Here is a 12,653-nt window from a genome sequence, read left to right on the forward strand (position 1 = left end):
CGCGACTGAGAAGTCGTTACCGGGACGCTGTCTCAGAGAACCAGCGCGACGATCAGCACCACGACGAACGCGAGCACGATGATGCCGACCATGACGGCCATCGCGAGCGGCGCGGCCGCGACGATCTTGCCGCGCGTGTCGGTCGGGGCCTGCGGGCCGGTGAGACCGTCGGTGAGCTGACGGAGCCACGCCCGCCCCGCGGGACGCGGAACCGCACCCAACGGTGTGTTCGATTGCGCGGCAGGAAGATCCGTCGCAGTGGTCGAGGCCATGCGGCGGCGCGGGATCGGTGCCGGGGCCGACCGGTAGGCCCAGTTGGGGACCGTGCCGTCGGCCGCCTTCACCGGTGCGCCGATCAGCGTGTCGGCGGCGGCCGCCCCGGTCCCGGCGTCGGATCCGAGTGCGACGGCGGCGAGGGCGTCGCGGGCCTGCGCCATCGTGGGGCGGCGGGCCGGGTCGGGCTCGAGTAGGTGCAGCAGCGTGTCGGTGAGCGGACCGCTGAGGCTCGGTCGGTAGATCTCGGCCTTCGCGACCCGGTGCAGCAGCGCGATGGGATCGGTGTCGAGGCCGAACGGGGGTTGGCCCTCGACGACGGTGTACAGCGTCGCGCCGAGCGAGAAGACGTCGCTGGCCTCGGTGGGGTCGTCGCCGCGGGCGACCTCGGGGGCGAAGTAGGCGGGCGTTCCGGTGATGACCCCCGGCTTGCCGCTGGGCGCGTCACCCTTCGCGCGGGCGATCCCGAAGTCGCTGATCTTGACGATGCCGAGGGCYTCGCCGCGGTCGGCGACGAGGATGTTGCCCGGCTTGATGTCGCGGTGCAGGATGCCGGCCGCGTGCGCCTCCGTGAGCGCGGCCGCGATCTGCGCACCGATCTGCGCGACCTCGAGGGGCGGCAGGGTGTCCGCGAGATTCATGGCCTCGGCGAGGCTGCGCGACGGCAGGTACTCCATGACGAGCCACGGCTCGCCGGATTCGACCGCGACGTCGTACATCGCGATCGCGTGCTCGTGGGACAGCTGCGCGGCGTTGCGGCCCTCGCGTAGGGCCCGCTGGCGGACAGTGCGGGCCGCCGCCTCGTCCATGCCGATGGTGGAGGTGACCTGTTTCACGGCGACCTCGCGGTCGAGCAGCGTGTCGTGCGCGAGCCACACCGCGCCCATGCCGCCGCCGCCGAGCTTGGAGCGCAGCCGGTATCTGCCCGCCATCAGGTAGTCCGGCCCGATGACCGCCCGGCTTCGTCGGCCTGCTCGGGTGGGTTCCTGATCAGTCACGTATTCGAGGTTAGTGGATCGGCGGGGTTCGTCTTGACGTGCTGACGCGCAGGAGCTTTACTGGAACTGATTCGAAAACATGTTCGAATAGACTGTGTGCCGCGTCTTCCCCGTGCGCGCCGAACATCGGAAGAACCAGAAGTGTGCCCCGGGGAGCAGATATGACCGAACCAGCCCAGCTGCCTGTATCCCCGCCTTCCGTCTCCGCCGAGTTGTCGGGGGTGTCGGAGTTATCGGGGGTGTCGGAGTTATCGGGGTTGTCGGGGTTGTCGGGGTTGTCGGGCCTGACGCGTCAGCAGCGCCTGGAATACCTGCGTCGGCGGATCGCGGCGGTGCCGGCGAAGGGCGAATCGAGTGTCGTCGACGCGGCAGTGCGTCCGCGGCGGGTACTGCCGGTGCCCGGGCCGCTGGCCGCGCTCCTGCCGCAGGGCGGACTGGCGCGCGGTTCCGTGGTCTCCGTTTCCGGTGCGTCGTCGCTGCTCCTGGGGCTGCTGGCGTCGGTGACGGCGGCGGGTGGGCACGTCGCGGTGATCGGTCGTCCGCAGCTCGGGCTGCTCGCCGCCACCGAGATGGGCGCTCAGTTGCGGCGGATGGCGTTCGTGCCGGATCCGGGGCCGGACCCGGTGGAGGTGGCGGCGGTTCTGCTCGACGGCATGGACCTGGTGGTTCTGGGGTTGGGTGGGATGTCGGTGCCGCCGTCGCGGGCCCGGGCCGTGGTGGCTCGCGCGCGCAGCAAGCAGTCCACGTTGGTGGTCACCGACGGGCACTGGGGCGGGGCGGAGGTCCGGCTGGACGCGCAGGTGCGCGGCTACGACGGGGTGGGGCGCGGCGCGGACGTCGGACGTGGCCGGGTGTGTTCGGTCCGGTTGGCGGTGCGGGCGCAGGGGCGGGCCTTCCGGCCGCGGACCACGTGCCTGGATGTGCGTTCGATGCAGGGGCGCGTCGAGTGGGTGCCGGAGGCGGTCGCGCTCACGCCGGACGTGGTGGCGCTGTGAGCTCGCGGGTGCTGGCGGTGTGGTGCCCGGACTGGCCCGCGGTGGCCGCGGCCGCGGCGGCGGATCTGCCGGCCACCCGGCCGGTGGCGGTGTTGCTGGCCAATCGGGTGATCGCGTGCTCGGCGCCGGCCCGGGCGGACGGGGTGCGTCGTGGGCTGCGGCGTCGGGAGGCGCAGGCGCGTTGTCCGGAACTGCATGTGGCGCAGGCCGATCCGGAGCGTGACGCGCGGCTGTTCGAGCCCGTCGCTGCCGCCGTGGACGAGGCCGCGCCCGGGGTGGAGGTGCTGCGCCCCGGTCTGCTGGTGTTGACGGCTCGCGGCGCGAGCCGGTACTTCGGCTCGGAGGAGGCCGCGGCCGAACGGTTGGTGGACGTGGTGGCGGCGGCCGGTGCGGAGTGTCAGATCGGCATCGCCGACGAACTGTCCACCGCGGTGATCGCGGCGCGCCACGCGGCGCTGGTGCCGGCCGGGGCGGGGGCGCGGTTTCTGGCCCCGCTGCCGATCGCCGAGATCGCGGCCGAACCCAGCCTCGCGGCAGCGGACCGGGCCGACCTGGTCGATCTGCTGCGCCGACTCGGGCTGCGCTCCGTCGGATCCTTCGCGGCGCTGTCCGGGGTGGATGTGGCGTCGCGGTTCGGCGCCGACGCCGTCCACGCGCACCGGACTGCCCGCGGCGAACCGGAACGCCCACCGTCGGCGCGGGCGCTGCCCCCCGACCTGGAGGTGGAGCAGCAGTGTGATCCGCCGATCGACCGGATCGACGCCGCGGCCTTCGCGGGCCGGGCCATGGCCGAGCGGCTGCACGCGAAACTGTCGGGCGCCGCGGTCGTGTGTACGCGACTACAGGTGTCGGCGACCACCGGCAACGGTGAGCACCTGACCCGGACGTGGCGGTGCGCCGAACCGCTGACGCCGGAGGGCACCGCGGACCGGGTGCGTTGGCAGTTGGACGGTTGGCTCACCGGCCGCAGTGGGTCCCGGCCCACCGCGGGGATCAGCGTCCTGCGTCTCGAACCGGTGGAGGTGGTGGCTGCCGGGGCCCTGCAACTGGGGCTCTGGGGTGGTGTCGGAGAGGGGGACGAACGAGCCCGCCGGGCCCTGATCYGCGTGCAGGGTCTGCTCGGCGGCGAATCGGTGCGGGTGGGTGTGCTCAGTGGCGGTCGGGGGCCGGCGGAACGAATCACGTTGGTGCCGTTGGGAGACGAGCTGGTACCGGAATCCGACCCCACCGCGCCGTGGCCGGGACGACTCCCCGAACCGGCGCCGGCGACGGTGCTGCCGAACATCCCGACGGTGTCGCTCGAGGACCGCGCGGGTGGTGCGGTGCAGGTCACCGAGCGGGGGGAGTTCAGCGCCGTTCCCGCACGGCTGCGGTGGGGGAGCCGGGACTGGGAGGTGCAGGGGTGGGCGGGACCGTGGCCGGTGGACGAACGCTGGTGGGACGTCTCGGCGGCGCGGGCGGCCGCGCGCGCGCAGGTGCTGCTCGCCGAGTCGCGGGCGTTGCTTCTGATCTGCGAGGGAGGAAGGTGGGGTGTGGAGGGCATCTACGAGTAGCCGATTCACCCTTGCCCTATACCCATGGGGGGTATACCTTCGGTGGGTATGAACCCAAGTGGAGAAGCAGTTCACGAACACCACGCGGCGGATACTTCCGGTCACGAGGGTTCGGAACACGCGCATCATTCAGGTCACGCCGGTCACGGCGGGCACTCCGGTCACGGTGATCACGTCGCCCAGTTCCGCACGCTCTTCTGGATCATGCTGATTCTGTCCGTCCCCGTCGTCGGGGCGAACATGATGTTCGCGGATCTGGTCGGCTACACGTTGCCGGACAACCCTGCGGTGGAATGGATTTCGCCGCTGCTCGGCACTGTCATGTTCGTGTGGGGCGGCCGCCCCTTCCTGACCGGCGCGGTGAGCGAACTCCGTGCCCGGCAGCCCGGGATGATGCTGCTGATCGCGCTCGCGATCACCGTCGCATTCGTCTCGTCGTGGGGGTCGAGCCTCGGCATCCTGGGCCACGACCTGGACTTCTGGTGGGAACTGGCCCTCCTCATCGTGATCATGCTGCTCGGGCACTGGATCGAGATGCGGTCGCTGGGGCAGGCCTCGAGTGCGTTGGATTCGCTCGCCGCCCTGCTGCCCGACGAGGCCGAGCGCATCGGCGACGACGGCGCGGTCACCACGGTCTCGACCGCCGATCTCGTGGCCGGCGATGTCGTGATGGTGCGCCCCGGCGGCCGCATCCCCGCCGACGGCCGGATCGTCGAGGGCGCCGGTGACCTGGACGAATCCATGATCACCGGCGAGTCCCGCACGGTGCGCCGCGGGCTGGGCGACACGGTCGTCGCGGGCACGGTGTCGACGGATTCCGCGCTGCGGATCGAGATCACCGCGGTCGGCGACGACACCGTGCTCGCCGGCATCCAGCGTCTGGTCGCCGAGGCACAGAACTCGTCGTCGCGGGCGCAGGTCCTCGCCGATCGGGCCGCGGCCATGCTGTTCTGGTTCGCGCTGGGCGCCGCGGTGGTCACGCTGGCGGTGTGGTCGATCTTCGGTACCCCCGACGAGGCCATCACCCGGACCATCACGGTCCTGGTCATCGCGTGCCCGCACGCCCTCGGTCTGGCGATTCCGCTGGTGGTGTCGATCGCGACCGAGCGCGCGGCCCGTGCCGGTGTGCTGATCACCGACCGGCGTGCGCTCGAGGCCATGCGCACCGTCGACACCGTGCTGTTCGACAAGACCGGCACCCTCACCAAGGGCGAACCGGCGCTGGTCGCGGCCACCGCGGTCGCCGGACGGGACGACGGCACCGTCATCGCGCTCGCGGCCGCGGTGGAGCGCGACAGCGAGCATCCGCTGGGCCGCGCGATCGTCGCGGCCGCCGAGCATCGCGGGTTGCACGTCCCGCAGGCCACCGAGTTTCAGGCCCGCAACGGCGTCGGCGTCACGGCTACCGTCGACGGCGCGAGCGTCAGCGTCGGCGGGCCCGGCATGCTCCACAGCCACCGTGCGTCCGCCCTGCCCGAGACGGAGGAGTGGGCGTCGCACGGCTCGACGGTGCTGCACGTGCTCCGCGACGGTCGGGTGATCGGTGCGGTCGCGCTGGCCGACGAGATCCGGCCCGAGTCTCGCGACGCGATCGAGGCGCTGCATGCCCGCGGGGTACGCGTCGTGATGCTCACCGGCGATGCGGAGGCGGTCGCGCGGGCCGTGGGCGACGACCTCGGCGTGCTGCCGCAGGACAAGGGCGCCAAGGTCAAGGAGTTGCAGGCCGCGGGGCGCAGGGTCGCGATGGTGGGCGACGGCGTCAACGATGCGCCCGCGCTCGCGCAGGCCGACGTCGGCATCGCGATCGGTGCCGGCACCGACGTCGCGATCGCGTCGGCCGGGGTGGTGCTGGTCAGCGACGATCCCCGTGCGGTGGTGTCGGTGATCGAACTGTCCCACGCGACGTACCGGAAGATGGTGCAGAACCTGGCGTGGGCGGCGGGCTACAACGTGATCTCGGTGCCGCTCGCGGCCGGTGTCCTCGCGCCGGTCGGGTTCGTGCTGCCGATGGAGGTGGGCGCGATCCTGATGTCGGCGTCCACCGTCGTCGTCGCGGCGAACGCACAGTTGCTGCGCCGGTTGAAGCTCGAACCGCAACGGCTGACCCGCTCGGTTCCGGAACGGGAGCACGATTACGCTCGATGATCGTGGAGATGACCGAGACGACAGTCACCCGGAGTGGCCACACGATCGCCTACCGCGACAGTGGTGCCACAGGATCTGCTGTGGCACATCCTGTTCCGGTGATCCTGGTGCACGGGATGGGCGGCGACAGTCGCACGTGGGACCGGTTCGCGCGGGCCGTCGCCGGTCGTGGGCGGCGGGTGCTGGCGGTGGACCTGCGCGGTCACGGCCGCAGCGCGCACGCCGAGTCGTACCTGTTCGGGGAGTTCGGCGACGACATTCTCGGCCTGTGCGAGGACCTCGGCTTCGGCAGCGTGGACCTGGTGGGGCACTCGCTCGGCGGGCACGCCGTCTCGCTGGTCGCGCAGCAGCGTCCGGACCTGGTCCGTCGCCTCGTGCTCGAGGAAGCACCGTTGCCGTTGCGCCCCGGCGATCCGATCCCGAACTTCGGCGGCAGGCTGCCGTCGTTGGTGGAACTGTGGCACGCCGCCTCCAGCATGTTGCGCAGCCCGCGGGCGGTGTGGGCGTTCGACCGGTCGATGACGGCGTCGGCGCTCACCCAGTTCCACGAGCCCAATCCGTCGTGGTGGCAACGGCTCCCGGACATCGAGGCGCGGACGCTGATCCTGCGCGGTGGCCCCACCGGCATGGTGGATCCGGTGCTGCTCGACGCCGCGGTCACCGCGATCCGCGACTGCGAGGTGGTGTCGTTCACGAGCGGGCACAGCATCCATCGCGACCGGTACCGGGACTTCGAGGCCGCGGTCCTGCCGTTCCTGATGGCGCACTGACGTCGGTCCCGCGTGGCAGTATGCGGGACATGGCATTCCTTCGTGCAGATCGGAAGCTCATCGCGTGGTCGGTGGCGTATGTCGTGTCGCAGGCCAACATCGCGCGCCTGCTCGGCCCGGTCGGGGTGAAGCTGCTGAAGACGCAGACGGCGCCGTCGGCGCGGGCGTACCGGGCGGTGCTGGACGGCATGGACGCGGGCGAGATCGCGCGCTACCGCAGCCACTTCTACCCGGACTTCGTGCACCCCGTCATCTACGCCACCGCGCTGCGGGTGGGGGCCCGGCGGCTCGACGAGCTGACGCCGCTGTCCCCGGCGACGAAGCGGATGCTGCTCGCGGCTCCCGTCGCCGCGGCCGCGGGCGACTACGTCGAGAACGTCGCCGGGCTCTACCTGCTCGATCACCGGGACCGCATCAGCGACACCACCGTGCGGGCCGCCACCGCGGTCAGCACCACCAAGTGGGTCCTCGGGCTCGGCGCCTTCGCGTATCTGGCGCAGGGTTTCGTGCGGGTCTGGGCGAGGCGCTGATCGTGGCGGCCGAACTGCCCGTCGAGTACTTCGCCGACCAGGCCGAGTTCCGAGAGTGGCTGCGCGCCAACGTGTCGTCGCCCGGTGTGCTCGTGAAGATCGCCCGCAAGGATTCTCGGCACACGTCCGTGACGTACGCCGAGGCGGTCGAGGTTGCGCTGTGCTTCGGCTGGATCGACAGTCAGGCCCGCAGGCTCGACGAGGACTTCCGGGTGCAGCGGTTCACGCCGCGCACCGCCCGCAGCCCCTGGTCCGAGCGCAACAGGGATGCCGTGGAGGCGTTGATCGAGCGCGGCCTGGTGGAACCGGAGGGGCTGGCGGCGGTGGAGGCGGCCAAGGCCGACGGCCGGTGGGACCGGGCGTACGCGGGGCCGAAGACGGCACAGGTGCCGCAGGACCTGCTCGACGCCCTCGCCGCGAACCCGGCCGCGGAGGCGTTCTTCGCGACCCTCGACAGTCGCAACCGATTCGCGGCGCTGTACCGAATCCAGGACGCGAAGCGTCCCGAGACGCGGGCCCGGCGGATCGCCACCTTCGTCGAACAGTTCGCCGAGGGCCGCAGGTTCTACGAGTGAGCGCCGGTACACAATGGCGGGGTGAGTGAATCGGTACCGCAGGCCGGCCCCAACACGTGCTCCGTGCTGTCGGCGGACGAACCGCTGCCGGGCACCGCGGCTCAGGTCGCGGGCTGGGTGTGCATCGAGTACCCGGGCGCGTGGGGCCGCGACGTCCTCGACGGCACCGCGCTGGGCGCGGAACTGGCCGGTGAGCTGGCGGACCGCGCCGACGCGGCGGGGGTGCGCATCATGTTCATCCGCCGTCCCGGACGCAGCGAGGTGGCGCGCGGCGGTCGCACGGTGCTGTTGGCGAACTCGCACCCGGACCACTCGTGGTGCGAGCGCCTCGAAATCGGAGATGTCTCCGACCTGCTCGACGTCGATCTGATGCAGGTTCGTGGCCGCGCACCCGGGCTGGGGGAGCGGGTGCCCGGGCCGGTGGTGCTGGTGTGCGCGCACGGCAAAAGGGATCAGTGCTGCGCGGTGCTCGGACGTCCGGTGGCGGCGGCGCTCACCGCGGAGTTCGGCGACGCCGTGTGGGAGTGCTCGCACACCGGTGGCCACCGGTTCGCGCCGTCGTTGATCCTGCTGCCCAGCGGCAACACGTACGGGCGGCTGGGCCCGGACGACAGCGCGCGGGCCGTCCGGGCCGCCGCGGACGGTCGGGTGTACCTGCCGGGACTGCGGGGACGGAGCATCTGGAGCCCGCGCGGCCAGGTCGCCGAGGTGACGGTGCGACAGGACGTGCCGGCCCGTACTGACGAGCTGGTGGTCGACGAACGGACCGCCGATCCGGTGGTGGCACACCGCGACGGTCGACGGTGGCGAGTCTCACTCGAGCAGCGGGAGCTCGCGGCCCGCCCCGCGAGCTGCGGCGCCGAGGCCAAGCTCGTGCGGCCGGTGGTGGCGGTGAGCATGCAGGAACTCCCCGCCGAGGTGCCGGCGGGGAGTTCCTAGCGACGTCGGCTCAGCCGGACAGTTCGGTCGAGCGTTCGGTCCGCGGCGGGTGCGCACGCGTGATCCGAGGTCCGATGGGCGTCACGTTCCGCGGCGCGGGTGAATCCTGCTTCGCCGAATCGCCCGTGCCGAAATCGTTGTTCAGGAACGATTCCGCGGAATCGTCGAGAATGTTCAGCCACTCGTCGTGCAACGGCGGGGCAATCGTGCCGGTCAGCGTCGACACGTAGCTGCAATTCCGGTAGCCCATGATGTCGGCCTTCTTGTCCTTCTTCCACTGCTTGAAAAGCTCGCCCTGCTTTTCGACGTGGAATTCGGGGTAGTCGGTCCGATCCACCAGATCGCGAATGTAAGCGGCCTGGAAATCGATTTCCTCGACGGCAGTCGAAAGTTCTTCCTCGCGGGCCCGCCATTCCTGGATATCCCGTTCCCGCGTCTCGGTGTCTGGCAATTCGATCCGGCCGAGAATGACGTCGCGCGCAAACCAGGCCTGCGCATCGAACATGTTGAACGTGAAGTACTGGTCCTGCATGCCGAGGAAGAACAGACGCGAGTTCTCCTGCGAGACGACGCCCTTGTACATGCCGGTCGGGTACAGGCGGTTGTTCGTGCGCAACGCCAGCTCGTCGGGCAGGAACGGGAAGTGGTGCTGGTAGCCGGTGCACAGGACGATCGCGTCGACCTCGCGGGTGCTGCCGTCCTGGAAACGTGCGGTGTGGCCGTCGATCCCGGTCAGCACGGGCACCTCGGAGAAGCCCTCGGGCCAGTCGTGGCCCATGGGCGCCGAGCGGTAGCTGAAGGTGACCTCGGCGGCGCCGTACTTGAAGCACTGCGTCCCGATGTCCTCGGCCGAGTAACTGCTGCCGATCAGCAGAAGCCGTTTACCTGTGAATTCTCGGGCGTCACGGAAGTCGTGAGCATGCAGCACGCGGCCCGGGAAGTCGTCGAGGCCCTCGAAGTGCGGAACATTCGGAGTGGAGAAATGTCCGGTTCCGACCACGACATAGTCGAAGAGTTCGGTCTCGAGCGAGCCGGACTTGTGGTCGGCGACGGTCACCGCGAACGTTCCGGTGTCACCCTCGCTCTCGGGTTCGACGTACTCCACCCAGCGGACGGCGGTGTCGAAGCGGATGTACTTGCGCACGTCGCTCTGATCGACCCGGCCCATGATGTAGTCGTGTACGACGGCACGCGGCGGGTACGACGGAATCGGTCGGCCGAAATGTTCCTCGAAAGAATAGTCGGCGAACTCCAGGCATTCCTTCGGTCCGTTCGACCAGAGGAAGCGGTACATGCTTCCGTGCACTGGTTCGCCGTTTTGGTCGAGCCCGGTGCGCCACGTGTAGTTCCACATGCCGCCCAGATCGCTCTGCTTTTCGTAACAAACAATTTCGGGCATCGACCCAAGACCTGATTTACGTGCCGACTCGAATGCCCTCAACTGTGCGAGGCCGCTCGGACCGGCTCCCAAAATCGCGATCCTTGGCGTCAAAGTCTTCTCCCTATTTTCGTTGGTCCCCTATCTTGCTTAGCACAGCGAAAGACGGTTTGGCGAACTCGGCGGCTCGTTCGGAATCGAAATTCTGTGYGATCTTCGGGGCGAAATAGGGCGGTTCACCAGCGCATATGCGTCACCAGTGCACGCCCGGAACCAGTCGGGTGAGACGACGGGCGAAGCGGGCCGCCGACGCTGTCGGACCGGTCGGTCGGCGGGCGTCCCGCGGGGCCTCGAGGAGGGGTTCCGGCCGGGGTGCGGGGCCGGCCTCGCCGCGGGCGGCCGGGGAGTCCGGGAAGGCGTGATACATCCGAGATAGTGCGAGGTCCTTCATTCGCGGCGCGAAGATGGCACCGAACTCGGCCAGGGTTCCGATGGGGACGTCGATGCGCTTGGGGCGTTCGATCAGGGCGCGGACCACCATCGCCGCAGCCTTCTCGGCACTCACCGCGCGGCCGGCGTTGTACTGCCCGGTCGGCGCGATCATCGGGGTTTCCACGAGCGGCATGTGGATCGTGGTGAACGTGATCCCGTCCGACAGGGTCTCGGCCGCGGCCACGTCGGCGAAGGCGTCGAGCGCGGACTTGCTCGCGACGTAGGCCGCGAACCGCGGCGTCCGGGCCTGGACGCCGGCGGTGCTGATGTCGACGATGTGGCCGAAGCGTCGCTCGCGCATGTGCGGTAGCAGCGCGAGGACCATGCGGACAGCCCCGAAGTAGTTGACGGCCATGGTGCGCTCGAAGTCGTGCAGGCGGTCGGTCGAGCGGTAGAGGCCTCGGCGGATGGACCGACCCGCATTGTTCACGAGCATGTCCACGTGATCGTGTTCGGTGAGGATCGACTTGACGGTACGGTCGACCGCCTCGGTGTCGGTGAGGTCGCACGGGTACCCGAACGCGGACCCGCCGGCCTCGCGGATCTGCGACACCACGGCGTCCAGTTCGTCGGCGCGACGAGCGAGAAGCAGCACGGTCGCGCCCTTCGCGGCGGTGGCGATCGCGGCGGCCCGTCCGATGCCGGAGGAGGCGCCGGTGATGACGACGTGACGGTTCACGAGCGGACCGGCCGGATCGTCGCGGCGGGCCCGGTCGGGGTCGAGGTGCTCACGCCAGTACGACCACAGCCTCGCCGCGTACGACGGGAACGGGGGTACTGCGATTCCGCTGTCCTGCAGTGCTTCCTGGGTCTGCTCGGTGGTGAACCGGGTCGGCAGGGTGAGATGGTCGAGCAGCACCGGCGGGATGCCCATGCGACGCAGCACGAGGTTGCGGGCGGGCCGTATCCGATCCGGTGGGTTCAGCAGGGGCGCGGCCAGGGCGCCGGGTAGATCGGCTACCGGTGTCGGCGCGTGGGCGGCGTCGGCGAGCGCGGCGTAGATCTGCCGGACCGGCTGCGACTCGGGAGAGACGAGGTGGAAGGCGCGGCCGTCGAGGCCGGGACGGAGCATGAGTTCGACGATCGCGGCCGCGACGAAGTCCACCGGAACCACGTTGGTGTATCCGAGTCTCGGGACCGCGACGGGAAGGACGGACGGAAGCTTCGCGAGTGCGGCGAGGGCGGGGAAGAAGTAGTACGGCCCGTCGATCTTGTCCATTTCGCCGGTGACCGAGCTGCCCACCACGGCCGCCGGCCGGTAGATGCGCCACGGCACCGTCGACGCGCGCACCAGCCGCTCGGCCTCGAACTTGGTGCGGTGGTACGGCGTCGGGAATCCCTGGCCCAGGTCGAAGTCGCTCTCGGTGAACCGTCCGCGGTGATCGCCGGCCACCGCGATCGACGAGACATGGTGCAGCGTCGCGCCGATCCGGGCGGTCAGCTCGATCACCGATCGGGTGCCGTCGATGTTCGTCGCCGCCTGCTCGTCCCCGGCGGTGAGGTCGTAGATCGCGCCGAGATGCAGCACGTGGTCGGCGTCCGGAGGTGGGGCGTCGAGTCCCAGTCCGGGCTCGGTGAGGTCCCCGACCAGCGCGTGGACGCGGTCGCCGTCCGGCCACGAGTGCGACATGCGTTCGAGCTTCGACACCGACCCGGGGCGGACCAGGACGTGGATCTCGGCGGCAGGATCGCGCTCGAGCAGCCGTTCGATCGTGTGTCTGCCGAGGAACCCGGTGCCGCCCGTGACGATGTACGTGGCCATACCCGGAACTTACTCCGAAGTAAGGAGTGGTGCCAGGGTAATCGGGGCGGCTTTCGGTGGTCGGAACGGTGGCGGCCACGGCGACTAGCGGCGGCCTCGCCGGTTCATCGACGCGGCCGCACGACTAGATCCGCTCGATGATGGTGCCCGTCGCGAGTGCGCCGCCCGCGCACATCGTGATCAGGGCGGTCGAGCCGTCGCGGCGCTCGAGTTCGTGCAGCGCGGTGGTGATCAGGCGAGAAC

General features: G+C 70.3%; 11 protein-coding genes. 7 read left to right on the forward strand and 4 right to left on the reverse strand.

The annotated features are described in order from the left end of the window. Positions 1–32: 32 nt before the first annotated feature. Positions 33–1,205, reverse strand: coding sequence for a serine/threonine-protein kinase (locus tag AB4Z09_RS22100; RefSeq protein WP_174914905.1), 1,173 nt, complete (start codon positions 1,203–1,205; stop codon positions 33–35). A 305-nt stretch (positions 1,206–1,510) separates the two neighbouring features. Here AB4Z09_RS22100 and AB4Z09_RS22105 point away from each other — a divergent pair, with 305 nt between their 5' ends. Genes AB4Z09_RS22105 through AB4Z09_RS22135 form a run of 7 tightly spaced genes read left to right on the forward strand, consistent with a single transcriptional unit; the run spans position 1,511 to position 8,778 of the window. Next, positions 1,511–2,266, forward strand: coding sequence for a hypothetical protein (locus AB4Z09_RS22105; protein ID WP_442240664.1), 756 nt, complete (start codon positions 1,511–1,513; stop codon positions 2,264–2,266). Then, a complete protein-coding gene (locus AB4Z09_RS22110; protein WP_442240665.1) occupies positions 2,263–3,819 on the forward strand; it encodes a DNA polymerase Y family protein in 1,557 nt (518 codons plus the stop codon). The genes AB4Z09_RS22105 and AB4Z09_RS22110 overlap by 4 nt, the downstream gene beginning before the upstream one ends. A gap of 48 nt (positions 3,820–3,867) precedes the next feature. Beyond that, a complete protein-coding gene (locus AB4Z09_RS22115) occupies positions 3,868–5,964 on the forward strand; it encodes a heavy metal translocating P-type ATPase (protein WP_174912201.1) in 2,097 nt (698 codons plus the stop codon). After that, positions 5,961–6,734, forward strand: a complete 774-nt coding sequence (locus AB4Z09_RS22120) for an alpha/beta fold hydrolase (RefSeq protein WP_174912198.1) — start codon at positions 5,961–5,963, stop codon at positions 6,732–6,734. Before AB4Z09_RS22115 ends, AB4Z09_RS22120 begins: the two co-directional genes overlap by 4 nt. Before the next feature lie 29 nt (positions 6,735–6,763). Further along, positions 6,764–7,264, forward strand: a complete 501-nt coding sequence (locus tag AB4Z09_RS22125) for a hypothetical protein (protein WP_441346781.1) — start codon at positions 6,764–6,766, stop codon at positions 7,262–7,264. A 2-nt stretch (positions 7,265–7,266) separates the two neighbouring features. Next, the gene (locus AB4Z09_RS22130; protein WP_174912192.1) at positions 7,267–7,839 is read left to right on the forward strand and encodes a YdeI/OmpD-associated family protein; all 573 of its coding nucleotides are present in this window, start codon (positions 7,267–7,269) and stop codon (positions 7,837–7,839) included. Between the two features lie 21 nt (positions 7,840–7,860). Next, positions 7,861–8,778: a sucrase ferredoxin gene (locus AB4Z09_RS22135; RefSeq protein ID WP_181818664.1), complete on the forward strand. Its 918-nt coding sequence runs from the start codon at positions 7,861–7,863 to the stop codon at positions 8,776–8,778. Positions 8,779–8,788: 10 nt separating this feature from the next. Here AB4Z09_RS22135 and AB4Z09_RS22140 read toward each other — a convergent pair whose 3' ends face one another. The 3 genes from AB4Z09_RS22140 to AB4Z09_RS22150 form a co-directional block, all read right to left on the reverse strand. Then, on the reverse strand, positions 8,789–10,270 hold the full coding sequence (locus AB4Z09_RS22140; RefSeq protein ID WP_442240666.1) for a flavin-containing monooxygenase: 1,482 nt from the start codon (positions 10,268–10,270) through the stop codon (positions 8,789–8,791). A gap of 139 nt (positions 10,271–10,409) precedes the next feature. Continuing rightward, positions 10,410–12,410, reverse strand: a complete 2,001-nt coding sequence (locus tag AB4Z09_RS22145) for an SDR family oxidoreductase (protein WP_442240667.1) — start codon at positions 12,408–12,410, stop codon at positions 10,410–10,412. A gap of 124 nt (positions 12,411–12,534) precedes the next feature. Beyond that, positions 12,535–12,653: hypothetical protein (locus tag AB4Z09_RS22150; protein ID WP_442240669.1), on the reverse strand; the 119-nt coding region annotated here is incomplete at its 5' end.

The sequence above is a fragment of the Rhodococcus sp. TAF43 genome (assembly GCF_052113525.1).
GTDB lineage: Bacteria > Actinomycetota > Actinomycetes > Mycobacteriales > Mycobacteriaceae > Prescottella.

What these genes read in the sequence shown, in the direction of transcription:
- AB4Z09_RS22115 (WP_174912201.1), top strand. Translation starts at nt 3,868, where the DNA reads ATGAACCCAAGTGGAGAAGCAGTTCACGAACACCACGCGGCGGATACT.
- AB4Z09_RS22120 (WP_174912198.1), top strand. Translation starts at nt 5,961, where the DNA reads ATGATCGTGGAGATGACCGAGACGACAGTCACCCGGAGTGGCCACACG.
- AB4Z09_RS22125 (WP_441346781.1), top strand. Translation starts at nt 6,764, where the DNA reads ATGGCATTCCTTCGTGCAGATCGGAAGCTCATCGCGTGGTCGGTGGCG.
- AB4Z09_RS22145 (WP_442240667.1), bottom strand. Translation starts at nt 12,410, where the DNA reads ATGGCCACGTACATCGTCACGGGCGGCACCGGGTTCCTCGGCAGACAC.